22 protein-coding genes are annotated in these 23,862 nt (G+C 71.4%); 12 read left to right on the forward strand and 10 right to left on the reverse strand.

What is annotated here, in order from left to right:
• Window positions 1–3 precede the first annotated feature (3 nt).
• Complete coding sequence (locus MNOD_RS00750; RefSeq protein WP_015926919.1) at window positions 4–1,245, forward strand: cytochrome P450; 1,242 nt, start codon at window positions 4–6, stop codon at window positions 1,243–1,245.
• A 203-nt stretch (window positions 1,246–1,448) separates the two neighbouring features.
• On the opposite strand, the gene MNOD_RS00755 is transcribed toward MNOD_RS00750, so the two are convergent.
• The 5 genes from MNOD_RS00755 to MNOD_RS00775 all read right to left on the reverse strand — a co-directional run bounded on the left by MNOD_RS00755 (window position 1,449) and on the right by MNOD_RS00775 (window position 6,757).
• Window positions 1,449–3,200 carry a patatin-like phospholipase family protein gene (locus MNOD_RS00755; protein ID WP_015926920.1) on the reverse strand — a complete coding sequence of 584 codons (1,752 nt, stop codon included), beginning with the start codon at window positions 3,198–3,200 and terminating at the stop codon, window positions 1,449–1,451.
• Window positions 3,201–3,246: 46 nt separating this feature from the next.
• Window positions 3,247–4,428, reverse strand: coding sequence for a DUF3095 domain-containing protein (locus tag MNOD_RS00760; RefSeq protein WP_015926921.1), 1,182 nt, complete (start codon window positions 4,426–4,428; stop codon window positions 3,247–3,249).
• Between the two features lie 76 nt (window positions 4,429–4,504).
• Window positions 4,505–5,914: an adenylate/guanylate cyclase domain-containing protein gene (locus MNOD_RS00765; RefSeq protein ID WP_015926922.1), complete on the reverse strand. Its 1,410-nt coding sequence runs from the start codon at window positions 5,912–5,914 to the stop codon at window positions 4,505–4,507.
• Between the two features lie 153 nt (window positions 5,915–6,067).
• Window positions 6,068–6,304: a DUF6894 family protein gene (locus MNOD_RS00770; RefSeq protein WP_015926923.1), complete on the reverse strand. Its 237-nt coding sequence runs from the start codon at window positions 6,302–6,304 to the stop codon at window positions 6,068–6,070.
• A 147-nt stretch (window positions 6,305–6,451) separates the two neighbouring features.
• Window positions 6,452–6,757: a hypothetical protein gene (locus tag MNOD_RS00775; protein ID WP_015926924.1), complete on the reverse strand. Its 306-nt coding sequence runs from the start codon at window positions 6,755–6,757 to the stop codon at window positions 6,452–6,454.
• A 99-nt stretch (window positions 6,758–6,856) separates the two neighbouring features.
• Between MNOD_RS00775 and MNOD_RS00780 the strand changes: the two genes are divergently transcribed.
• The 5 genes from MNOD_RS00780 to nadC all read left to right on the forward strand — a co-directional run bounded on the left by MNOD_RS00780 (window position 6,857) and on the right by nadC (window position 13,458).
• Window positions 6,857–8,074, forward strand: a complete 1,218-nt coding sequence (locus tag MNOD_RS00780; RefSeq protein ID WP_015926925.1) for a GNAT family N-acetyltransferase — start codon at window positions 6,857–6,859, stop codon at window positions 8,072–8,074.
• Window positions 8,075–8,345: 271 nt separating this feature from the next.
• Complete coding sequence (locus tag MNOD_RS00785; RefSeq protein ID WP_015926926.1) at window positions 8,346–9,305, forward strand: NUDIX hydrolase; 960 nt, start codon at window positions 8,346–8,348, stop codon at window positions 9,303–9,305.
• A gap of 795 nt (window positions 9,306–10,100) precedes the next feature.
• Window positions 10,101–11,102, forward strand: coding sequence for a quinolinate synthase NadA (gene nadA, locus MNOD_RS00790; RefSeq protein ID WP_015926927.1), 1,002 nt, complete (start codon window positions 10,101–10,103; stop codon window positions 11,100–11,102).
• A complete protein-coding gene (locus MNOD_RS00795; protein ID WP_015926928.1) occupies window positions 11,099–12,598 on the forward strand; it encodes an L-aspartate oxidase in 1,500 nt (499 codons plus the stop codon). The genes nadA and MNOD_RS00795 overlap by 4 nt, the downstream gene beginning before the upstream one ends.
• Entirely contained in the window at window positions 12,595–13,458 is an 864-nt protein-coding gene (gene nadC, locus MNOD_RS00800; RefSeq protein WP_015926929.1) for a carboxylating nicotinate-nucleotide diphosphorylase, read from the forward strand. The genes MNOD_RS00795 and nadC overlap by 4 nt, the downstream gene beginning before the upstream one ends.
• Window positions 13,459–13,533: 75 nt before the next feature.
• Here nadC and MNOD_RS00805 read toward each other — a convergent pair whose 3' ends face one another.
• The 4 genes from MNOD_RS00805 to acnA form a co-directional block, all read right to left on the reverse strand.
• Complete coding sequence (locus tag MNOD_RS00805) at window positions 13,534–14,268, reverse strand: DUF1236 domain-containing protein (protein ID WP_015926930.1); 735 nt, start codon at window positions 14,266–14,268, stop codon at window positions 13,534–13,536.
• 401 nt (window positions 14,269–14,669) lie between these two features.
• Window positions 14,670–15,497 (reverse strand): DUF3108 domain-containing protein, encoded by an 828-nt coding sequence (locus MNOD_RS00810; RefSeq protein ID WP_015926931.1) that lies wholly within the window; start codon window positions 15,495–15,497, stop codon window positions 14,670–14,672.
• Window positions 15,498–15,723: 226 nt separating this feature from the next.
• Window positions 15,724–16,029 (reverse strand): hypothetical protein, encoded by a 306-nt coding sequence (locus tag MNOD_RS00815; protein ID WP_015926932.1) that lies wholly within the window; start codon window positions 16,027–16,029, stop codon window positions 15,724–15,726.
• A gap of 122 nt (window positions 16,030–16,151) precedes the next feature.
• Window positions 16,152–18,854, reverse strand: a complete 2,703-nt coding sequence (gene acnA, locus MNOD_RS00820; protein ID WP_015926933.1) for an aconitate hydratase AcnA — start codon at window positions 18,852–18,854, stop codon at window positions 16,152–16,154.
• A 579-nt stretch (window positions 18,855–19,433) separates the two neighbouring features.
• Between acnA and ccmA the strand changes: the two genes are divergently transcribed.
• Together ccmA and ccmB are read left to right on the forward strand one after the other, a co-directional pair.
• Window positions 19,434–20,081: a heme ABC exporter ATP-binding protein CcmA gene (gene ccmA / locus MNOD_RS00825; protein WP_015926934.1), complete on the forward strand. Its 648-nt coding sequence runs from the start codon at window positions 19,434–19,436 to the stop codon at window positions 20,079–20,081.
• Window positions 20,078–20,746 (forward strand): heme exporter protein CcmB, encoded by a 669-nt coding sequence (gene ccmB / locus MNOD_RS00830; protein WP_015926935.1) that lies wholly within the window; start codon window positions 20,078–20,080, stop codon window positions 20,744–20,746. The genes ccmA and ccmB overlap by 4 nt, the downstream gene beginning before the upstream one ends.
• A 9-nt stretch (window positions 20,747–20,755) precedes the next feature.
• Here the strand turns inward: ccmB and MNOD_RS42540 are convergent, their stop codons facing one another.
• Window positions 20,756–20,929 carry a DUF1328 domain-containing protein gene (locus tag MNOD_RS42540; RefSeq protein ID WP_015926936.1) on the reverse strand — a complete coding sequence of 58 codons (174 nt, stop codon included), beginning with the start codon at window positions 20,927–20,929 and terminating at the stop codon, window positions 20,756–20,758.
• A gap of 115 nt (window positions 20,930–21,044) precedes the next feature.
• Here MNOD_RS42540 and MNOD_RS00840 point away from each other — a divergent pair, with 115 nt between their 5' ends.
• The 4 genes from MNOD_RS00840 (at window position 21,045) to MNOD_RS00855 (ending at window position 23,854) form a co-directional block, all read left to right on the forward strand.
• The gene (locus MNOD_RS00840) at window positions 21,045–21,809 is read left to right on the forward strand and encodes a heme ABC transporter permease (protein WP_015926937.1); all 765 of its coding nucleotides are present in this window, start codon (window positions 21,045–21,047) and stop codon (window positions 21,807–21,809) included.
• Between the two features lie 27 nt (window positions 21,810–21,836).
• Window positions 21,837–21,983: a heme exporter protein CcmD gene (ccmD, locus tag MNOD_RS00845; protein ID WP_015926938.1), complete on the forward strand. Its 147-nt coding sequence runs from the start codon at window positions 21,837–21,839 to the stop codon at window positions 21,981–21,983.
• Complete coding sequence (locus MNOD_RS00850) at window positions 21,980–22,567, forward strand: DsbE family thiol:disulfide interchange protein (protein ID WP_015926939.1); 588 nt, start codon at window positions 21,980–21,982, stop codon at window positions 22,565–22,567. Before ccmD ends, MNOD_RS00850 begins: the two co-directional genes overlap by 4 nt.
• A gap of 234 nt (window positions 22,568–22,801) precedes the next feature.
• Entirely contained in the window at window positions 22,802–23,854 is a 1,053-nt protein-coding gene (locus MNOD_RS00855; protein WP_015926940.1) for an IS110-like element ISMno16 family transposase, read from the forward strand.
• Window positions 23,855–23,862 lie beyond the last annotated feature (8 nt).

The following is a 23,862-nucleotide window of genomic DNA, read 5'->3' on the forward strand; positions in this document are numbered from 1 at the left end:
GCCATGCCCGATCCGAACCTGTTCGCCGCGGTCAAGGACCCGGCCAACCGCCCGAATCCCTATCCGCTCTACGCGCGCCTGCGCGAGACGCCGGTCGCGCTCCAGCACGACGGCAGCTACGTGGTGACGACCCACGCGGCTTTGCGCGCCCTCGTCTTCGACCCCCGCCTCAGCTCCGAGGATCTGCCGCCCATCTCTCATCCGCGCACCGGCAATCCCTTCAAGGACTGGATCGTCAACCCGATCAAGGACTACGTGCGGACCAAGCACCGGCCCTTCATCTTCCGCGACCCGCCCGACCACGACGTGCTGCGCCGCCACGTGACGCGCCAGTTCACGCCCGAGCGGCTGCGGACGATGCACGGGCGGGTCGATGCCCTCGTCGCCGACCTGCTCGACCGCTGCCGCGATGCCCGCACGATCGACCTCGTGGACCACTTCTCCTATCCGCTCCCCGTCATGGTGATCTGCGAACTCCTGGGCGTACCGCACGAGGACGAGCCGCGCTTCCACGGCTGGGCGACGCAGCTCGCGACCGCCCTCGAGCCCGATGCCCGCGAGGACGAAGAGACCAAGGGCCGCAACATCGAGACCTTCGACGTGATCGCCGCCTACATGCAGGATCTCATCAGGGAGAAGCGGCGGCATCCGCAGGACGACCTCCTGACCGGGCTCGCGACCTACGAGGACCCGAAGGTCGGCCGGATGGGCGACTACGACCTGATCGCGACGGCGATCCTCCTCCTCATCGCGGGCCACGAGACCACGGTGAACCTGATCACCAACGGCATGCTGACGCTCCTGCGCTTCCCCGAGCATCTGGAGCGGCTGCGGGCGGATCCGGAGATCGCGCCCCGGCTGATCGAGGAGCTTCTGCGCTACGAGCCGCCGGTCCATTTCCGCACCCGCAAGGCGCTGGCCGACATCCGCATGGAGGGGGTGACGATCCCGCAAGGCGCCCCCATCGTGCTGCTCTTCGCCTCTGGCAGCCGCGATCCGGCCCGGTTTCCCGACCCCGACCGCTTCGACCCCGATCGCGAGGACAACCAGCATTTCGGCTTCGGCGGCAGCCTGCATTTCTGCGTCGGCGCGCCGCTCGCACGCATGGAGGCCGAGGCGGCGCTCGTCGCCCTGGCGCAACGGCTGCGCAACCCCCGTCTGATCGAGGATCCTCCGCCCTACCGGCCCGGCGCTTCCTTGCGCGGGCCGCAGCATCTGCGGCTCGCCATCGAGGGGGTCGCCTGACGTGCATGGATTCGTGGTCGGCGTCCCGTCCCCCGCCCCCTGTCCCGGGCGCATGCAGCGACAGCGGAATGCGACCCGGGACCCAGCACGAGAGCTTGCCGCGCAGCGGCTCCGCCTTTCAGCAGCGCTGCTGCCGAACGGGCGCTTCGCGACGTCTTTGACCTCCGCAGGACGATGCCAGCAACCGGATATCGGATGACATGCTACCGGACGGCCGCCATCCCGGCGGCCCAGGCGTCGAGCGCCCCTTCCGCCAGCCGCGCGCGGGCGTCGCGGTAGCCGATCTCGGCCACCGCCGCGTAGCTGCGCCACGCCCGCAGGTCGATGCCGGCGAGGGGCGGACGCAGCACCGCGGTCGCCCGGTCCCGGGCCATGGCGGCCGAGGCGTCGCTCGACACCGTGGCCGCGCGCAGCAGGATCTGGGCGATGCTCGGCATCGCGAAGGGCACGCCCAGCGCCCGGCGCAGCACCCGCGAGCGCAGGCTGCGCCGGGGCATGGTGTCGAGGGCGAGATCGCTCGCGACGTCCACGGCGAGCACCGTGCCGCGGCCCAGCGCCGCCATCAGGTCGGCCGGCAGGTTGTTCATGACCCCGCCATCGACGAGCACCCCCTCGGCATCGAGCACCGGCGGCAGCAGCCCCGGGATCGCGATGCTGGCGCGCAGGGCCGGGACGAGCGGACCCTCGCGATGGACCATCGCCGCGCCGGTGGTCAGGTTCGACGACACGCAGAAGAAGGGCAGCCAGAGATCCTCGATCCGGGCATCGCCGAAATGCAGCGCGAGCCTGCGGTCGACCTTGGCGCCGCGGGTGAGCGCGGTGATCGGCAGCGTGTAGTCGTTGAGGGGCGAGCTCTCGACAAAGGCCGCGACCGTATGGGCCACGATCTCCTCCAGGTCCCATCCCATCGCGAGGCTCGCACCCGTGACGGCGCCCATGCTGGTGCCGGCAACGAGGTCGACGGCGAGCCCGGCCTCCGCCAGCGCACGCATCACCCCGAGATGCGCGAAGCCGCGCGCGCCCCCGCCGCCGAGCACGAGGCCGCGCGCGCGCCCGCCGGCGAGCCGCGCGATCCGGGCCAGATCCTGCGCGTTGCCCGCGCGCGCCTGGAGCCGCAGGGCGACCGGCAGGGCCGTCACGGCCGGATCGAGCGGGCCTGGGCGCGTCGCGCCCTGCGCGTTGAGGACGACGAGATCCTGTCGCGTCCAGCCCGGCACCGGCATGACGATGCGGCCGGCGAGCGCTCCCCGCGGCGGATGGCGCGGTGCGGCGAGCAGCAGGACGTGATCGGCCCGGCGCAGGCAGAGATTCGCCCAGCCGGAGCCCGGCGCCTCGGCCGCGTAGACGACCTGATCATGCGCGGTCTCGAGGGCGTGGAACCAGGTCTCGTCCGCCTCCTCGGGCCAGGTGGCGAGCGCGGTGGAGCGGCCGGGCAGCGCCGCCGCGAAGGCGCTGGCAAAGCCCGCGGCCTCGACGCCCTCGGTCACGCCGATCACCGCGAAGGTCATCGGCGCGGTGGCGAGCGGCTGCTGCGAGGAGACGCTGCGCAGCCTGGCCGCCAGGAGCCGGGCGAAATACAGCATGGTCGCCGGATGGCACTCCACGAGATCGTCGAAGGCCGACTTCGACAGGCGCAGGAGGTAGGAATCGCGCAGCACCGTCGCGGTGGCCGAGCGCGGCTCGCCGGAGAGGAGGGCCATCTCGCCCACGGTTTCCGGCGGGCGCACCCGGGCGACGGGGCGCATCTCGCCGCTCGCCGGGTCGCGGGCCGAAATCCCGATCGCGCCGGAGACGAGCGCGTAGAGCGCATCGGCGGGAGCATCCTGCTCGAACAGGATCTGCCCGCCCGCGACCGCGATCGGTTCGAGCCGCTCGCGCACGGCGGCGGCCGTCGCGAGGTCGAGCGGGGCAAGGAACGGGATCTCCGGATGTGTCGCCCCGTCCACGATATCCATGCGCGCCCTCCCCCGGCGCAACCGGGGCGCCCCGGCGGCGTCCGGTCTACGCGGCGGCCTTGGCCTTCAGCATCCGCGCCGCGCGGGTGTAGCCGCCATCCTCCCCGTCGATGAAATGCACGTGGTTGCTCTCGCTCGGCACCGGCGTGATGCAGGTCGTGAGCGCCGCCGCCTGCCGGTGGAGGCCGTAGCGGACGAGCCCGGCCGCCTCGGCCGCCCTGAGCCGCGCTTCGATCGCGTCCGCCGTCGCCGCGTCGCAGTCGAGCGTCATGCGCAGGCCATCGTCGTATTTCTGGAAATCCGCATTAGCGACGAGTTCGCACAGGTAGCGGTCGGGCGAGAAGCGGCCGACCGGGACGTGCAGGCGGAAGATGAGAAGCGCGGCCAGGGTGCGCAGCAGGAGCGCGATCCGGCGCAGGCCCCGCGGCGCCCCGCCCGCCCGCACCTCGTGGGCAAGGCCCTCCGGCGGCCAGCGCAGGGGCGGCCCGCCCTCGGGCAGCGGGCGTCCCATGGCGGGGGCCGCGGCGACGAGCCGGAGCACCTCCGCAATCACGGCCCGCGTGGCGCCCGGATCGGCCCCCTCTGCCCCGACGACGATGACCGAGAGGACCATCCCGTGGCGGGCGCGGGCCGGCGAGAAGCGGCAGGAGAGGCCGGTCAGGTCCGGGCGGGCCCCGTCCGCCGGCGGCACCGCGTAGAGCCCCCGTTTCAGGGCGCGCTCCGCGAAGGCCAGTCCCCCGCCGGTCATCATCGCGTAGGCCACGTGCGGCGACGGGGCGTAGCGGGCCACCTGCAGATCGCAACCGGCCTCCCGGATCGCCGAGACCGGGACCAGAGCGGCCCGGAGGGTCAGGCCCATCTCGGCCCGGACCCAGGCCACGGTGGCGGCGAGCGCCGCGCGGGCGGTCTCGACCTCGTCCGGCGCGAGAAGGAGGCTCGCCCCGTCGCCGCCGAACACGAAGGGAATGTCGCGGCCCCGGAGGGCGTTGCGCAAAGCCGCGATGGCGGCGGCCCCGGCGAAGTTGACCGCCTTGTAGCGGCCGGCCGCGATGGCGGCGGTCGACTCGACCACATCCGTCATGGCGACCCACCATGCATCCGGCACCGGCCGGTAGACGGACTCGTCGAGGACGCGCTGGAAGTCGGTGATGGGCGCGATGGCGGCGTAGCGGAAGCCGGCCCCTGATCCGTCGCCCCCCCCGACCCTCGACATCGTGCCCGCCGCCATGGCGGCATCTCCCCCGGCCTGTTCGTCGCCACCCTAGCACGGGACGGGTACCGGCCGCACGCCACCACGGCCCCGATCACGCCGGCCGGGGAACCGTCGGCGGATGCCCGGTCCAGACCCGAACCCGGATCGGCTGGCTGCGCCCGCGCAGGGTGAGTTCGCGGCTGTCGCCGAAGCCGTCGAGGGCGAGGCCGGCATCGATGGCTGCCGCGAGGCATCCTTCCGAGGCCACGATGCCGCCGCCGAGGTCGCGGGTCGCCTGCTGAAGCCGGCTCGCCACGTTCACGACATCGCCCACCACGGTGAACTCGACGCGCTGCTGCGCACCGATCGTCCCGACGACGACCGGCCCGCAATGCAGGCCGATCGAGAGGGCGACGCAGGGCTGGCCCGCCGCCTCGCGCTCGGCATTCCAGCGCGCCATCTCCTCCTGCAGCGCCAGCGCGCAGGCGAGCGCCGTATGCGGCGCGTCCGGTTCGTCCTCAAGGCAGCCGAAGGTCGCCATGAAGCCGTCGCCCAGGAACTTGTCGAGGGTGCCGCCATGCGCGAAGACGATGCGGCAGCTCCGCTCGCGGAACGCCTTGAGCAGCGCCAGGACCGTCTCCGGCTGGAGCCGCTCCGCCAGCGTGGTGAAGCCCACGAGGTCGGCAAAGAGCACCGCGACCACCCGCTCGCGCGGCGCACCGAAGCCGGAATGCGCCGTGGCGGTGAGCGCATCGGCCACGTCCGGTGACACGTACCGGGCGAGATCCGCGCGCGCCACCTCGCCCCGCACCCGCGCCAGCAGCGTCGCCCGGGCCCGCGCCACCGCACAGGCCAGGAGACTGGTGAGCAGGGCCGTCAGCACCATCTGGGTCCACCAAGGGGTGAGCCCGACATAGCGCGGATCGAACACCGTCTTGAGCGCCATCTCGTCCGAGAGCGGGCCGAGCTGCGCGACGACGTCGCGGTAGCGCACCGTGTCGGGCCGACAATAGACCGCCACGACGGCGACCGACCACGCCCCCATGATCGAGAATCCGGTCCAGACGACCGCGAGCGGCGAATAGGACAGGCTCGCCTCGCCGAGCAGCAGCAGGAGGTAGAGGTATTCCACCGCGCGCAGGCGGGTCTGGATCGGCCAGTCGACGCCGAGCTCGGCGGGCGGCGGCAGCACCACGACGAGCGTGACCAGCACGGCGTCGAGCAGGATGAAGCCGAGCTTGATCGCGAGCGCGCGCCGGTGGCGGCGCAGCCGGAACGGGATCCAGCCGAGGCCGAAGAACAGGGCCGCGAAGGCGAGATAATAGAGGTCGCGCGGCGTCGGAACGAGGAAGAGGAGCCAGAGCGACACCACCAGGATGGCGGCCTGCCGGGCCCGGAACGCGAAGGCGAGGCCCGCATCCTCCTGCTGGCGCAGCACGCGCCGCATGCGGCCGGACGCATCGACCGCTCGCAGCGTGCCCAGTTCGGCGAGGAGCCGGCCGAGAGAGATGGCCCCGGTCACGGGTGCCCTCCCGCCCGGGTCCAAGACATTCGCGGGCAGGACATTCGCGGGTGCTGCACGAAGACCTCTCGCCGCCGGGGCGCACGGCCCTTGTACGGGGAGGTGGTGCGATCCGCCGCGCCGTCCAGGCCGGTGCGCGGCGCAGGTGGCGTGTCAGTGAAGCGTGGGCAGTGCCGAGGTAAAGGGCACGCGCATCAGTTCCTCATCGTCCTCGTCGCCAACGCAGACGAACCAGTCCGAAAAATCCTGGTGGCCGTAAGCCGTCTCCATGACGGAGCGAGCGACCGCAAGAGCGCGGTCCCGGGCCTCCTTGAGGTCGGTCACATCCGCCCCGCGGTAGTCGAGGAGCAGCTCGCCGGAGTGACCGCAGTGAAAATACAGGTGGGTCATGACTCGATCCGCTTTCGAACCTGGTGCCAGCATCCGGCAAGCCGGCGTCCGGTTCTGTGAGAATCGTCACATAGTAGTGGATCAAGTCTGAACGATGGCTGTCTGGCGCGGCGCAAAGCCTGTCTGCGGCGCGGCGTTGCAATACGGTCACGCTGTGCGATCGGGAAAAACCTTCCGCCAGAGGCGTTCGATCCCGCGGGCGGCGTGCTCGAGGGGCACCTTGAGGACCGGCCAATCCTCGCTCAGGAGCGCGAGGCCGAGCGGCAGCATCCACAGGCCGAGAACCGGCAGGATCGACAGGAAGCCGCCGAGGACCAGCAGGAAGGCCGCCGGGATGCGGATCCAGCGCCGCGAGGGCGCGCGCAGCCATGCGAGCCAGCGCTGCCCGCGCTCCGGCAGCCGCTCGGTCAGACGGTCGACGCGGGCATCCCAGGCTTCGGCGGTCGGGTTCAAAGGCACCTCCTTGTGGCAGGCACCAACGCGGTGCCGGCCGATCGGCTCCGGGGTCGCAGCGTCTTGCCGGAAGCGGGCGAGCGGCTTAGGTGCGGTGCAATGGAGAGCGGCGGACAAGCGGCAAGCGGCCCGGCCTCGCCGGACGCCCTGACGGTGCGCGTCGTGCCGCGGATCGCCGAGATCCCGGCGGCGGAGTGGGACCGCTGCGCCCTCTCTCGGGAATCGCTCGCGGGCACCGGCGAGAGCCATAATCCCTTCGTCACGCATGCCTTCCTGTCGGCGCTGGAGGAGGCGGGCTGCGTCTCCGGCCGCGCCGGCTGGCTGCCGCTCCACCTGGCGGTCGAGCGCGCCGGCCGCCTCGTCGGCGTGGCCCCCTGCTACCTGAAGTCCCATTCGCGGGGCGAATACGTCTTCGACCACGGCTGGGCCGACGCCTATGCCCGGGCCGGGGGCGATTACTACCCGAAGCTCCAGGTCAGCGTGCCGTTCACGCCGGTGACGGGGCCGCGCCTCCTCCTCGCGCCCGGCGAGCCCGCCGAGGAGGCCATTGCGGCGCTCATCGCCGGTCTTCGGGCCCTGCGCCGGGAGACCAAGGCCTCCTCGATCCACGTCACCTTCATGCCGGAGGCGCAATGGGCGGCGGCCGGCCGGCTCGGCTTCCTGCAGCGCGTCGACCAGCAATTCCATTGGGACAACCAGGGCTACGGGAGCTTCGAGGCGTTCCTCGGCGCGCTGGCCTCCCGCAAGCGCAAGGCCGTGAAGCGGGAGCGGCGCGACGCGCTCGCGAGCGGCGTCACGGTGGAATGGGTGACCGGCTCCGACCTGACGGAGGCGCATTGGGACGCCTTCTTCCGCTTCTACATGGATACCGGCTCGCGCAAATGGGGCCGGCCCTATCTCAACCGGCGCTTCTTCTCGCTCCTCGGCGAGCGCATGCCGGAGCGCGTGCTTCTGGTGATGGCGCGGCGGCAGGGCCGCTATGTGGCGGGGGCGCTCAACCTGATCGGCGACACGGCGCTCTACGGGCGCAACTGGGGCTGCATCGAGGACCATCCCTTCCTGCATTTCGAGGTCTGCTATTATCAGGCGATCGACTTCGCCATCGCCCGCGGCTTGGCCCGCGTGGAAGCCGGCGCGCAGGGCGAGCACAAGCTCGCGCGCGGCTACCGGCCGGTGGTGACGCATTCCGCCCACGACATCGCCGATCCGGGGCTGCGCGCGGCCATCGCCGACTATCTCCGCCGCGAGGCCGGCTATGTGCGGCAGGCCCTGTGCGAGTACGAGGCCAGCACCCCGTACCGGCAGGGCGAGGAGTGATCCGGCATCCGCTCGCTTCGCCCTGTTGCCGTCGGCTGAGCAGCCGGCCTTTCCGAGCCTCCGCTCCTTATCCCGGATGATGGCCCGCGTCCGCGCAACGGCGTGATCGGGCGCTGCGCATCCGCACCCGTGAAGGCCGGCCGGCTGGCGCCGGGGCGCCCGTTCGGCAGGTTTAAGAGTTTGGAAGACAAGCGGTTCGTCCGACAGCCGCCATGGCGACGGGTGGCGGCCGCGTGATAAGGCCTCGTGCGGACCCGAAGGAGCGTGCAGGATGGCGGAGGCGGAGCGGGCGCGGCTGGAGCCGATGACGGTCTCGTCGGCGCCTTCGGTCGGCCTTGCCGCCGTGATCCTCGCGGCGACGCAGGACGAGCCGCGCGTCCTCACGGTGCCGGTCCCGGACCAGCCGCCCGGCCGCGGCGAGGGCCTCCCCTCCGGCCCCTTGGAGCCGGCCCATCCCACCCTGGAGCGGGGCCTGCGCGCCTGGGTCGAGCGCCAGACCGGACAGACGCTCGGCTATGTCGAGCAGCTCTACACCTTCGGCGACCGCAACCGCCGCCCCGGCGGCGACGGGCAGCACGCGCTCTCCGTCGCCTATCTGGCCCTGGCGCGGGAAGCGCGCCCCACCGCCGATTCGGCCTGGCAGAACTGGTACCGCTACTTCCCCTACGAGGACTGGCGGACCGGACGCCCGGGTTCCCTCGACGCCATCGCGGCCCGGCTCGATGCCTGGGCGCGCGCCGCGCCCGATTCGGGCGAGCGCCGCCGCCGGCTCGACCGGATCGGCCTCACCTTCGGCGTCGCGGGCGGCGGCTGGAACGAGGAGCGCGTGCTGGAGCGCTACGAACTCCTGTTCGAGGCCGGGCTCGTGCCGGAGGCGGGCGCGCCGGATCCCCTCGCGGGCCAGCCCATGGCGCTCGACCATCGCCGCATGCTCGCGACCGCCCTCGGCCGCCTGCGGGGCAAGATCAAGTACCGGCCGGTCGTGTTCGAGCTGATGCCGCCGACCTTCACCCTCGGCCAGCTCCAGCGGGTGGTCGAGGCGCTCTCGGGCGTGCTCCTGCACAAGCAAAATTTCCGCCGCCTCGTCGCCCAGCAGGGCCTGGTCGAGGAGACCGATGCGATCAGCGCCGAGACCGGCGGGCGCCCCGCCCGGCTGATGCGCTTCCGCCGCGAGGTGTTGCTCGAACGCCCGGCGCCCGGAGTGCGCCTGCCGCCCGGGCGTCGCCTCTGATCCGATCCCAGTTGCTGGCTTCGCCCTGCGGATCTCGGCTTCGCTTAAGGGGGCGCGGTGATCCGGCCTCCGCCCCTTTCCGCTCCCTCTTTCCGGGCCCGTTCGGGCCTGCACGACTGCAGCGTCAGCGGAAGGAGATCCACGATCCAGCACGGTGAATTGCCGCGAAGCGGCTCCGACTTCCAGCGCCGCGGGTGACAAGCGGGCGCTGCGCGACGTCTTGTGCTGGATCCCGGGTCGCATTCCGCTGCCGCTGCATGCGCCCAGGAGAGGGAGAGCGGGCGACAGCAGGCCGGGCGAGACGATCCTTGATCGTTGCTGGACGCGTCAGGCGGACATCCTCGCCTGGGCTAAATAGAAACTGGCGTAGTGGAAGCCGCCCCGCTCCTCATGCTGCGGTGCAGCCGCAGCATGAGGGCCGGAGTTCGCTGCCATGAACGGGAGCGCTCATTCAGCCGCGGTTTCATCCGTCAGGGTCAGCCCGGGCCGGTGGTGAACTGATACGGTCTCAATCGAAGCCGAAGAGCGCTGTGTTCGCCGGAGGCGAATCCGGCTGGACGAAAGCCCTCATCCGGCTTCCGGTTACTTGCTGCACCATGCGGATGTCGGCTTCAGGTGCCGCGCAGGCTTGGTGACGCGATCTCCGAACCAACCATCCGGAAACCGGATCAGGCCGGCCCGAGGCGGTGCGCCCTCGGGCTTATGCTCAATCCCAGCATATCTGGACAGGAACGCCGACGCAGATTACCCTAGCCGGATAAATGCTCATTTTGAGCATAAAGGGTGGAGACGAGAATGGCTGCGGTGACCCAAGCGGTGCAGGAGGCGCTGCCCCTGCCGGATCTCTATGCCCGGGTGAAGGGCCATGTTCCGGCGATCGAATGGCCGGCCCTCGCCGAGGACGTGGCGGCGATCCAGATGCTGAAGCGGCAGCGCAATGCCGTGGTGCTCGCCCACAATTATCAGGCGCCCGAGATCTTCCACACGGTGGCGGACATCGTCGGCGACAGCCTCGCGCTCGCCCGCGAGGCCGCGCGCACCGACGCGGACGTGATCGTGCTCGCGGGCGTGCACTTCATGGCCGAGACCGCGAAGCTGCTGAACCCGGAGAAAACCGTGCTGATTCCCGATCAGGCGGCCGGCTGCTCCCTTGCGGATTCGATCACGGCGGCGGATGTGCGGGCGCTCCGCCGCAGCCATCCGGGCGTGCCGATCGTCACCTACGTCAACACCTCGGCGGCGGTGAAGGCCGAGTCCGATCTCTGCTGCACCTCCGGCAACGCGAAGGCAGTGGTCGAGTCCCTCGGCGTACCGCGCGTGCTGATGATCCCGGACGAGTACCTCGCCCGCAACGTGCAGGCCGAGCTGCCGCAGGTCGAGATTCTGTCCTGGGCCGGCCATTGCGAGGTGCACGAGCGCTTCTCGCCCGCAGACATCCGCGAGGTGCGCGAAGCCTATCCGGGCGTGACGGTGCTGGCCCACCCCGAATGCCCGCCCGAGGTGGTGGCCGAAGCGGATTTCGCCGGATCGACGGCGGCGATGCAGGATTTCGTCGAGACCCGCCGCCCGGCGCAGGTGGTGATGATCACCGAATGCTCAATGGCCGACAATCTCGCGGTCCGCAATCCGGAGGTGGCATTCGTCAAGCCCTGCAATCTCTGCCCGCATATGAAGCGCATCTCGCTGTCCAAGATCCGGCGGGCGCTCGAAACCATGACCCACGAGGTCACGGTGCCCTCCGACCTGATCGCCCCCGCGCGCCGGGCGGTCGAACGGATGCTGGCGGTGCGGCCGTGAGCGCGGACCGCACCCTCGTGGTCGGGGCCGGCGTGGCCGGCCTCGCCACGGCCCTGCGGCTGGCGCCGCTCCCGGTCACGCTGCTGACGGGCGCCCCGCTTGGCGAAGGAACGGCGACCGCCTGGGCGCAGGGCGGCATCGCGGCGGCGATCGGCCCGGACGACGACCCCGCCCTCCACGCCGCCGACACGCGGGCGGCCGGCGCGGGCCTGACCGATCCGGATGTCGCGCAGCGGGTCGCCGAGGCCGGTCCCGGTCTCGTCGCCTGGCTCTCCGCCCTTGGCCTTGCCTTCGACCGCGGGCCGGACGGGGCGCTCGCGCTCGGCCTCGAAGCCGCGCATGGCCGCCGCCGCATCGTGAAGGCGGGGGGCGACGCCACCGGCCGGGCGGTGCTGCAGACCCTCGCCCGCGCGTCCGCCGCGAGCCCCTCGATCTCCGTCGTGGTCGGGCAGGCGACGGCGCTGGCGCAGGATGCGAACGGCCGCGTCGCGGGCCTGCGCGCCTGCGTGAACGGGGCGAGCGTCGATCTCCCGGGGCGCGCGGTCGTGCTGGCGACGGGCGGCCTCGGCGGGCTCTATCGCGCCACCACCAATCCGGCGGGCGCGCTCGGCTCCGGCCTTGCGCTCGCGGCGCGGGCCGGCGCGGTGCTGCGGGACGTCGAGTTCGTGCAGTTCCATCCGACCGCGATCGCGACCGGGGATGCCGGCCCCCTGCCGCTGGCGACCGAGGCCCTGCGCGGTGAGGGCGCCATCCTGGTGAACGCGGCGGGAGAGCGGGTGATGGCCGGCATTGCCGGGGCCGAGCTCGCGCCGCGGGATGTCGTCGCCCGGGCGATTTTCTCCCGGACGAGCCGCGGCGAGGCCGTCTTCCTCGACGCGCGCCGCCTCGACGTCGCGCGCCGCTTCCCGACCGTGGCGGCCCTCTGCCGCAAGGCCGGAATCGATCCGGCCGCGACGCCGATCCCGGTGAGCCCCGCCGCCCATTACCACATGGGCGGCATCCGGGTGGATGGAAGCGGACGGACCTCCCTGCCCGGCCTGTGGGCCTGCGGCGAGGTGGCCTCGACCGGGCTGCACGGGGCGAACCGGCTCGCCAGCAATTCGCTGCTCGAAGCGATGGCCTTCGCGGCCTTCATCGCGGCGGACATCCGGGGCCTGTCCTCCAGTGCCGGCCGCGCCGCCGCCGAGGACGCGCCGGTGCCCCGGCCCGCCGCCCTGCCGGAGATCCGCCGGATCATGGAGGCCGAGGTCGGGCTGGTGCGCAATGAGGCCGGGCTGGCCCGGGCGGTCGCCCGCCTCGGCGCCCTTGCGGAGGCCGGCTCGCCCGAAGCCGCAATCGGCCTCCTCGTCGCGGCCTCCGCCCTGTCCCGCCGCGAGAGCCGCGGCGCCCATTGGCGGGAAGATCATCCGGGGCAGCAGGAGCCCCGCCACGCCGAGATCACCCTGGCGCAGGCGCGCCGCCTCTCCGCCTCGCTTGCCCCTCTGGAGGTCCCATGACCGACGCTCTCCCCCTCAGCCCCCTGCCCCGCCTGCTCGTCGAGCCGATCGTGCGGGCGGCGCTCTGCGAAGATCTCGGCCGGGCGGGCGATCTCACCACCGACAGCATCGTCCCGGCCGAGGCCCGGTTCTCCGGCGCCATCGTCGCCCGCCAGACTGGCGTGGTCGCGGGCACGGACGCGGCCGCGCTCGCCTTCGCGCTCCTCGACCCTGCGGTGTCGGTGTCGGTCGCGCGGCCGGACGGCAGCGCGGTCGCGCCCGGCGAGGCGGTGATCACCCTCGACGGGCCGGCCCGGGCCATCCTCTCCGCCGAGCGGGTGGCGCTCAACCTGCTCTGCCGGCTCTCGGGCATCGCCACCGCCACCGCGTCCCTCGTCGAGGCCGCCCGCCCGCACGGGCGCGCGCGCATCGTCTGCACGCGCAAGACGACGCCGGGTCTGCGGACCCTGGAGAAGCATGCGGTGCGGGCCGGCGGCGGATCGAACCACCGCTTCGGCCTCGACGATGCGGTGCTGATCAAGGACAACCATCTGGCGGTGGCGGGCGGCGTCGGCCCGGCCATCCGCCGTGCCCGCGCGGGCGTGGGGCATCTGGTCAGGATCGAGGTGGAGGTCGATACCCTGGCCCAGCTCGAAGAGGCCCTGGCTTTGGGCGCCGATGCGGTGCTCCTCGACAACATGACGCCCGACGAGTTGCGCCGTGCGGTCGCGATGATCGACGGGCGGGCGATCAGCGAGGCATCGGGACGGATCACGCGCGACTCGGTCGGTGCCGTCGCGGCCTCGGGGGTGGACCTGATCTCCACGGGCTGGATCACGCACAGCGCGCCGATCATCGATCTGGGCCTCGACGTCGCTTAAGCGACGTCCCCGGCCGAACGGGGTCGTCACGAAAAGACCCTCTCCCGGGCGGAAGAGGGTCTCTCGACCGACCGATCAGCCGCGGATCACGTCGACGATCTCGTAGGTGTCCGGATCGATGATGACGATCTCGTCGTCGACCAGCACGTAGCGCAGGCCGCGATAGGCCGGCACCAGCGAGACGATCGTGGGCGGCAACGCATGCAGGGTCACCGAGCGCGGCACCGCCGTGCCCACCGACAGCGAGAAATTGACCCCGTGCATCGGCCGGACGCCGGACTTCACGATGGTCTGGCGGAACTCGGTGCGCTGGTGCGTGTCGAGGCGCGAGGAGGCGCCGCGCGCCTCGCTGATCGCACCTGTGCGCTCGCCGCGTTCCGTGCGTTCGCCTCTGTGCTCGCCGCGTTCGGCGCCGCGCTCGCCGCGCTCACCCGTGCGCTCGGCCCCTCCGCGCTGGGTGCCCTGGTCCGCCGTGCCGCCTGCGCGCCCCGGCGCCTCGCCCGCCCGGCCGGCAGTGCCGCCCGGCTGCTGCGCCGTGCCGCGTTCGCTCCCCGTGGTGGCGCCGCCCGCACCGCCCGGGCCGCCCTGCGCCCCGCGCGCACCGCCGGCTCCGCCACCGCCCCCCGTTCCGGGGGCGCCGGCGCCCCCGCCACCACCGGCGCCGCCGCCGGCTCCCCCGCCGACACCCGCGCCGCCAGCGCCGCCGCCGCCTGCGCCGGCACCGCCGCCCGGGCCACCTTGCGCGAAGGCCGTTGCGGCGCCAAGAACCAGAATACTGGCAGTCAAGGTTCCACGAACGAGCTTGTTCATCTGCGTATCCTCCTGTCAGCGAGGCAGCAGCCCTGCTCCGGATCGATTTGAAACGTGCCCGCAACGACAAGAGGATGAGATTGGTTCCGAGTTTTCGTTCGAAGAACCGCACCGGATGAGGCTGCGCCGGGCCAGCGGAGCCGCCGCCGCCGTGTTGACGTTGGAGGCGGCCTCCTGGATCCGGATCGATCAAGAACAGAAGCGGGACAATCGGAGCGTGGTTGACGAAGACGGCCCTGCACGGCCGAACGACGGCCGCCATGCAGATGCCGCGCGCATATTTCGGAGATTTTAGGCCTCTTCAGGCGGCGCAGGCGCTCGGGCGGGCGCAGGACACGGGTCGGGCCAGGGACGCGCGCTTCTTCGGTCCGAGATCTTGGGCGGGGCCCGCAGCACCTGCGTCAGCGGGAGGCGGCTTCCTCGATCCGCCAGCGGGTCACCTCGGCCATGGCGGTGCCGAAGGTGGTGCCGACCTCGATCCGTACGGGAGCGAGGACGCGGGAATGCCCGACCGGAGCGAGCCAGACCCGCAGGTCGCGGTTCTCGCGCATGTACTGCACGACCCAACGCTTCGGCCGATGGCCCGAGAGGGGAACGTAGCGCGCCCGGCACAGCACCACGGGTCCCGCATAGCCCGTGCCGCCAAAGGTCTGCGCCTCCCCCTCGCCGAGGGGAATGTCGAAGCGCGCCGTACCGTCATGCACCGGCAGGGTGCGCTCGCAGTCGCGCGGGGTCGGCGCGCCCGGAGGGCTGAGCTGCGGGCCGATCAGGGCCGAGAGCGGATCGACCACGTTGCGGTCGTCGCCCGGACGCGGCGGCACCCGGTCCGGTCGCACCCGCGCGTCGGGGGACATGCTGACGGAGGTGATCCGGCCGTCATCGAGCATGATCCGCTCGCTGATCGGCGTGCCGCCGTAGAGGGCATCGAGCTGAAAGGCCCGCGGGCGGACGGCCGCCCCGTCGAGCACGCCCCGGGACTGGGCCGATCCTTGGCCGCCCCAGAGCATGCGCGCCAACCCGTTCAGGGCGGCATCGAGATGCAGCTCGTAACGCCGCCTGTCGGTGATCTCCATCCGCAGGGCGGCTTTCCCGACGGACAATCCGGCGAGCGTGACGCGGTAGGTCGCCTCCAGCGTCGCGGCGCCGGCTGGCGCCGCGGACAGTCCGGCGGCCAGAGCCAGGACGGGCAGCCATCGTCCGATGGATGGCGCGGTCAGGATCGAGCGCATGCGTGCGGAGCCTCGCAGGACACGGCAAGCGTAGCCGCGGCACATGAACGGGGGAGGAACGGGCACGCGTCCCGAACGGCACCGGCGCGACATGGAATCCGCTCATGCGTGACGCATGGTCACTCCACTTTGGTCACTCCTGGACCGATCGGCATGATTTCACCACTGGCCGAGGCGACCTTGATGGATGAAACCGCGGCTGACATGAGGCCACTCCCGGGGGCTTTTAGTCCTCGTCTCCCTCCCCGGTCTCCAGGGTCGCCCGCACGGTTTCGAGAACCCGCCGGGCAAGGTCGGAATCCGGGTCGTCGCGCGTCAGCGCATCCTCCAGCATGCCGAGATAGCCGGCGAGCTCATGCCGGTAGTGATCGGAATCGATCGAGCGCAGGATCCGTGCCAGGAACCCGATCGCCATCTGCAACGCCACCTGCTTGGCCGCGACATCGGCCTGCGCCTCCGAGAGCCGGGCGATCATCTCGCCGTGGTTCGCCGACAGCACGGTGAGGCCGTTGATCTTGTCGTCCGAGGTCATGGCGGTTCTCTCCCGATCACGATGAGCCGTTTCCGACAATCGTCGCGGCATGAAAAAGGGCCCCTTCTCGTGGCGAAAGGGCCCTGTTCGAGGTGTCGGTGCCGGGCTTCACCCGGCCGCAGTCACGCGGCGAGCTGGCGCAGCACGTAGGGCAGGATGCCGCCGTTGCGGAAATACTCCAGCTCGTCGAGGGTATCGATCCGGCAGGTGAGCGGCACCTGCTTCGTCGTGCCGTCCGCCGCCGTGATCTCGGCGGTGAGCGTCTGGCGCGGCTTCAGGTCGCCCGCGAGGCCCCGGATGGTGACGGTCTCGTCGCCCTTGAGGCCGAGCGAATCCCAGGTCGTGTCGCCCTGGAAGACCAGCGGCACTACGCCCATGCCGACGAGATTCGAGCGGTGGATGCGCTCGAAGCTCTCCGCAATGACCGCGCGCACACCGAGCAACTTCGTGCCCTTGGCCGCCCAGTCGCGCGAGGAGCCCGTGCCGTATTCCTTGCCGGCGAAGACCACGAGCGGCGTGCCCTCGGCCTGGTAGCGCATTGCCGCATCGTAGATGAACATCTTCTCGCCCCCCGGCTGGTAGAGGGTCCAGCCGCCCTCCACCACATTGCCGGATTCATCGCGGACCATCTGGTTCTTGATGCGGATATTGGCGAAGGTGCCTCGCATCATGACCTCGTGATTGCCGCGCCGCGTGCCGTACTGGTTGAAGTCCTGCACGCGGACCTGATGCTCCTGCAGGTACTTGCCGGCCGGCGAGGCCGCCCGGATGTTGCCGGCGGGCGAGATGTGGTCGGTGGTGATCGAGTCGAGGAAGAGGCCGAGGATGCGCGCGCCGACGATGTCGGTGACCGGCGCCGGGGTCTTCTGCATGCCCACGAAATAGGGCGGGTTCTGCACGTAGGTCGAGCCTGAGTTCCACGAGAAGGTCTGGGCCGGCGTGACCTCGACCGCCTTCCAGTTGGCGTCGCCGCCGAAGACGTCGGCGTAGCGCGACTTGAACAGGCTCGACGTGATGGTCTGCTCGATGAAGGCGTTCACCTCGGCCGAGGAGGGCCAGATGTCCTTCAGGTAGACGGGCTGCCCGTCCGAACCGGTGCCGATCGGGTCCCTGGTCAGGTCGACCTGCAGCGAGCCGGCGAGCGCGTAGGCGACCACCAGGGGCGGCGAGGCGAGATAGTTCGCCCGCACGTCCGGGTTCACCCGGCCCTCGAAGTTGCGGTTGCCTGAGAGCACCGCCGCCGCAACGATGTCGTTGTCGTTGATGGCCTTCGAGATCGGCGCCGGCAGCGGGCCGGAATTGCCGATGCAGGTGGTGCAGCCGAAGCCGACGAGGTTGAAGCCGAGCGCGTCGAGGCTCTTCTGCAGGCCGGCCTTCTCCAGGTACTCCGCGACCACCTGCGAGCCGGGCGCGAGCGAGGTCTTCACCCAGGGCTTCGAGCGAAGGCCCTTGGCGATCGCGTTGCGGGCGAGCAGCCCCGCGCCGATCATCACGCTCGGGTTCGAGGTGTTGGTGCAGGAGGTGATTGCCGCGATCACCACGTCGCCGTGACCGAGGTCGAAATTCGCGCCCTCGACCGGATAGCGCTTGGCGAGGTCGGCGGCCTTGCGGAACTCGGTCTCCATCGAGGCGGCAAAGCCCGGCTTGGCGGAATCGAGGAGGACGCGGTCCTGCGGGCGCTTCGGCCCGGCGAGGGAGGGCTTCACGTCGCCGAGGTCGAGTTCGAGCGTGTCGGTGAAGACCGGGTCCGGGGTCGCCGCGTCCCGCCACATCCCCTGCGCCTTGGCGTAGGCCTCGACCAGCGCGATGCGCTCGTCGGAGCGGCCGGTGACGCGCAGGTAGTCGAGGGTCCGGGTATCGACCGGGAAGAAGCCGCAGGTGGCGCCGTATTCGGGCGCCATGTTGGAGATCGTGGCGCGGTCGGCGACGGCCATGTCGTCGAGGCCCGGGCCGTAGAACTCCACGAACTTGCCGACCACGCCCTTCTTGCGCAGCATCTGCGTGACGGTGAGCACGAGGTCGGTGGCGGTGGTGCCCTCCGGCAGCTTGCCCGAGAGCTTGAAGCCGACCACCTCCGGGATCAGCATCGACAGGGGCTGGCCGAGCATGGCCGCCTCGGCCTCGATGCCGCCGACGCCCCAGCCGAGCACCGCAAGGCCGTTCACCATCGTGGTGTGCGAGTCGGTGCCGACCAGACTGTCCGGATAGGCGAGTTCCTGCCCGTTCTCGAACGCCTTGGTCCACACCGTCTGGGCGAGGTATTCGAGGTTGACCTGATGGCAGATGCCGGTGCCGGGCGGCACCACCGAAAAATTGTCGAACGCCGCCTGGCCCCATTTCAGGAAGGTATAGCGCTCGCCATTGCGCTGGTATTCGAGCGCGACGTTGTCGGCCAGCGCCTTCGGTGTGCCGAACTCGTCGACGATGACCGAGTGGTCGATGACGAGGTCGACCGGCACGAGCGGGTTGATCTTCTTCGGGTCGCCGCCGAGCGCCACCATGGCGTCGCGCATCGCCGCGAGGTCGACCACCGCCGGCACGCCGGTGAAGTCCTGCATCAGCACGCGCGAGGGCCGGAACGCGATCTCGGTTTCGACCTCGCCGCGATTACCGAGCCAGGCGGTCACGGCCTCGATATCGGCCTTCTTGACCGAGCGGTCGTCCTCGAAGCGCAAGAGGTTCTCCAGCAGCACCTTCATCGAGAAGGGCAGCCGGCTGGCATCCGGAAGGCCGTTCTTCTCGGCCTCGGCGATCGAGTAATAGGTGTAGCTCTTCGAGCCGACCTGCAGGGTCTGACGGGACTTGAAGCTGTCGATGGATGCCACGGCGTGGTCCTCGCGAGGGGTTGTCGAACACGGCGCAGGCATGAGCTTGCGCCAGACTACAGTGTTCGGCCGGATGCGCGAGCGGCGCCGGCCCCGTATGCGGGCACAACTCCGCTTCCCGTGCGGCATCCTGGAGACAGGTCCGCGAATGCCACGGTGCGCGCGCCGCCCCGGGGGTGCCCGGACTGGATTGCGCGAGAGACGGTTTGGACGCCTCTAAGGTCGCGCGGCGCAGCCAGGGATGCGTATAGAACACTTCGAAACTGCCCGCTACGGGTGCGGCGTGGGGAAACGAGGGGTGGACGTGAGACGGTCTGGTGGAGTTGGGCGCGGGAACCGCGGGAAGCGCGGGAACCCCTCTCCCGTGCGGGAGAGGGGCAGGCGATCGAAGATCGCGCGTGAGGGCCCAGGTGGTTCAGCAAGTATCCTGAACCGTCCCGCTGCCAGCACTGCCGTTTCAGCCATACTGCGGAAGGGTCCGGGACCCTCACCCCTGCCCCTCTCCCGCACGGGAGAGGGGTTCCCCGCGCCTCAGGGGTCCACTGCGCCTCACATGGCCCGCGCCGGGATGTCCTTGCCATGCGCCTGATCGCCAAGGGGCTCGCCTGCCGCCGCTCGGGACGGCGCATCTTCTCCGGCCTCTCCTTCACCCTGGATCCGGGCGAGGCGCTGATCGTCACCGGCCGCAACGGAGCCGGCAAATCCTCGCTGCTCGCCATCCTGTCCGGCCGCCTGTCGCCGGAGGCCGGATCGCTGCGGGCGGAGGATGTCGGCGAGCGCACCATTCCCGAATGCCTGCACGGCGTCGGTCACCGCGACGGGCTGAAGAGCGCGCTCACCGCGGAGGAGAACCTCGCCTTCGCCCGCGATCTCCTCGGCGCCGCGACGCTCGCGCCCCGGGAGGCGCTCGCCCGGATGGGCCTCGCCCATGCGGCGGGCCTGCCGGTCGCTTATCTGTCGGCCGGCCAGCGGCGACGGGTCGCGCTCGCGCGGCTCCTCGTCTGCCGCCGCCCGCTCTGGCTCCTCGACGAGCCGACCGCCGCCCTCGACGCCGCCTCGCAGGCCGTCCTCGCCGGATTGATGCGCGATCACCTGGCCGAGGGCGGGCTCGTGGTCGCCGCGACCCACCAGGCGCTCGGCCTCACGACGGCCCGGGAACTGTCGATCGAGGCTTTCCGTCCCGCCGCAGCGGCGCACACCGACCCCTTCGCCGAGACCGCCCGATGATCCGTCCCTTCCTGGCGGTGCTCCTGCGCGACCTGCGGCTGGCCGGCCGCATCGGCGGCTCGGGCGCGCTCTCGCTCGTCTTCTTCCTGATGATCGTGGTGCTGGTGCCTTTCGCCCTCGGGCCCGACCTCAACCTCCTGTCGCGGATCGGCCCGGCGATCCTCTGGCTCGCCGCCGTGCTCGCCACCCTGATCGGGCTCGACCGCCTGTTCCAGGCCGACGAGGAGGACGGCTCCCTCGACCTCCTCACCGGGGCCCCCGTGCCGCTCGAACTCGTGGTCCTGGCCAAGGCCCTCGCCCATTGGCTGACCACGGGCCTGCCGCTCGCGCTCGCCGCCCCGCTCTTCGGGCTCCTCGTCGCCCTCACGCCGAGCGCGATGGCGGCGACGAGCCTGACGCTCCTCGTCGGCACGCCCGCGCTCACCTTCATCGGAGCGGTCGGCGCAGCGCTCACGGCGTCGATCCGCCGCGGCGGGCTGATCCTCGCCGTGGTGGTGCTGCCCCTGATGATCCCGACCCTGATCTTCGGGGTCTCGGCGGCGGATTCCGCCACCGGCGGCACCGTGCCCTTCGCGACGCCGCTCGGGATCCTGGGCGCGCTCAGCCTCGTCGCCGGCGTCGTGGGGACGCTCGGCGCCGCGGCAGCCCTGCGCTGGAGCGAGTGATCCGGAGGCTCAGAACACCGCCTGCCCGACCGCGAAGGCGAAGATCACGATCACGACCGCGATGGCGAGGAAGAGGCCGAACAGCAGGCGGGCGATGCCGCGGGCGCCCGCCGCCACGTTGGTGAAGCCGAGCGCGCCCGCGACGAGCGAGATCACGAAGAAGATGAGGGCCCATTTCAGCATGTCGGCGAACCTTGACCTTGAACCCGCACCTTAACGAAGCGCGGCCGCCTGCGTTCCGGCGCTGCGCCCATCGTCCGCATTGCCGGACCCATCGGCCGCGGGGTAGACCGCCGCCATGGCACAAGGCCTCTTCACCCGGCTGGCCCAGCCGAGCCACTTCCTGCGCTGGTCGGGCGCCGCCCTGCCCTGGATCTCCGGGCTCGCGGCCCTGCTTCTGGCCGCCGGCCTCTATCTCTCCGTCTTCGTCGCGCCCGCGGATTATCAGCAGGGCGAGACGGTGCGGATCATGTTCATCCACGTCCCGGCGGCGTGGCTGGGGGTGTTCTTCTACGGTGCCATGGCGGTGTCGGCCCTGGGCACGCTCGTCTGGCGCCACCCCCTGGCCGACGTGGCGCAGCGCGCCGCCGCGCCCGTGGGCGCCGCCTTCACGCTGATCTGCCTCGTCACCGGCTCGCTCTGGGGCAAGCCGATGTGGGGCACCTACTGGGTGTGGGACGCGCGCCTGACCTCGATGCTGGTGCTGCTCCTGATCTATTGCGGGCTCCTCGCCCTGTGGCGGACGATCGAGGATCCGGGCCGGGCGGCCCGCGCCGTCGCCATCCTCACCCTGGTCGGCGCCGTGAACCTGCCGATCATCAAGTTCTCGGTGAACTGGTGGTCGACGCTGCACCAGCCGGCCTCGATCCTGCGGATGGGCGGCCCGACCATTCATCCCACCATGCTCTACCCGCTGCTGGTGATGATCGCCGCCTTCTCGGTGCTCGGCATCGCGCTGCATCTCGCCGCGATGCGCACCGAGATCCTGCGCCGGCGGGTGCGCACGCTCGCGATCCTGGAGGCCGAGCGCCTCGACGGCCTGCCGGCGCCCCAGGCGGCCTGACCCCCTCACGCCACGAACGGACATCCCGTGGATTTCGGACCGCACGCCACTTTCATCATCGGAGCCTACGGCTTCACGGCTCTCGTCGTCGGAGCGATGATCCTGCACGCGATCCTCGATCATCGCGCCCAGCGGCGCGCCCTCGACCGGCTTCAGGGCGGGAGAGGCGCGTGAGCGCGACAGAGGAGAGCGAGGGCGCCTCGCCCCGGCGGGGGCTGCTGTTCCTGCTCCCGCTTCTCGTCTTCGCGGCGCTCGCGGGCCTCTTCCTCGGCCGGCTCCTGACCACTGGCTACGATCCCTCCGCGGTGCCGTCCGCCCTGATCGGCAAGCCGGTCCCGGCCTTCAGCCTGCCGGCGCTGACGGGCCTGACCGCCGACGGGCAGCCGGTGCCGGGCCTGTCGAGCGACGATCTCAAGGGCAAGGTCACGGTCCTCAACGTCTGGGCCTCGTGGTGCACGCCCTGCCAAGCCGAGCATCCGATGCTGATGCGCCTCTCTCAGGACGGCGTGAACCTCGTCGGCATCGACTACAAGGACGCGCCGGAGAACGGCCGCCGCTTCCTCGGGCGGCACGGCAACCCCTTCCGCGCGGTCGGCATGGACGAGAGCGGGCGGACGGGCATCGATTTCGGCGTCTACGGCGTGCCGGAAACCTTCGTGATCGGCCCGGACGGTCGCATCCGCGACAAGCTTGTCGGGATCCTCACACCCGAGAACTATGCGGGCTTCCTGGAGAAGGTGCGCGCGGCCGCGAAGTGAGGGCCGGCTGCCCATCCCTGCCTCTCCGCTTCCCTTTCCCGGGCGCATGCAGCGACAGCGGAATGCGACCCGGGAATCCGCACAAGACTTCGCGCAGCGACCGCTGTCCAACAGCGTTCTTGAAAGGCTGAGCCGCTTCGCGGTGAGTTCTTATGCTGATGGTGTGGACGGCCCCCCACGGCATCAGTGTGTGCCAGAATGAGGTCGTCAGGATCTCATCCGAGGAGGCCGTCCATGAGCGAGATTATCCGCATTGGGCTGGATACGTCCAAGTCTGTTTTCCAGCTGCACGGGGTCGATGCGGCCGAGCGGCCGGTGCTGAAGCTGAAGCTGTCGCGCAGCAAGATGCTGGCCTTCTTCGCCCAGCAGCCGCCCTGCCTGGTGGCGCTGGAAGCCTGCGGGGCCTCGCATCACTGGGCCCGCACCCTGGCCGGGCTGGGCCACACGGTGCGCCTGATCGCGCCCCAGCACGTCAAGCCCTACGTGCCCGGCTCCAAGACCGACGCGGCCGATGCGGCGGGCCTGTGCGAGGCGGTCAGCCGGCCGCAGATGCGCTTCGTGCCGGTCAAGACCGCCGAGCAGCAGGCGGCGCTGATGCTCACGGGCCTGCGCGAGCAATGGCTCAAGCGGCGCACCCAGGTCAGCAACAGCCTGCGCGGGTATGCGGCCGAGTTCGGGCTGGCGGCGCCTCAGGGGCTGGCCCGTCTCGCGGAACTGGTCGCGCGCCTGGCCGAGGACCCGCGCGTGCCGGCTCTGGCCCGCCCGCTGTTTGCGGCGCTGTGGGCCGAGTACCAGGAGATCGAGGCCCGGGTGCAGGAGGCCGACCGCCAGCTCAAAGTGTGGCAGCGGGGCAACGCCAGCTGCCGGCGGCTGAGCGCCGTGCCGGGGATCGGTCCGGTGGGCGCGGCGCTGCTGGTGCTGAAGACGCCGGCCCCCCAGGCGTTCCGCAGCGGGCGGGACTTTGCGGCCTGGCTGGGGCTGACGCCCAAGGATCACGCGACCGCGGGCAAGCCGCGGCTGGGCGGGATCACGCGGGCGGGCGACGAGCAACTGCGCAGCGTGCTGGTGGCCGGCGCGATGGCGGTGCTGCGCCAGCTCAAGCCGGAGAGCGCGGGGCTGGCGGGCTGGCTGACGCGGCTGGTGGCGCGCAAGGCGCGGCGGCTGGTGGCGGTGGCGCTGGCCAACAAGCTGGCGCGGATCGCCTGGCGGCTGTTGGTGAGCGGGGCGAGCTACGACCCGGCCCGGGCCGGCCCGCCGATGGGAGGGGCGGAGCCGGCCCGGGCCTGACCGGGCCG

The sequence above is a fragment of the Methylobacterium nodulans ORS 2060 genome (genome assembly GCF_000022085.1).
GTDB lineage: Bacteria > Pseudomonadota > Alphaproteobacteria > Rhizobiales > Beijerinckiaceae > Methylobacterium > Methylobacterium nodulans.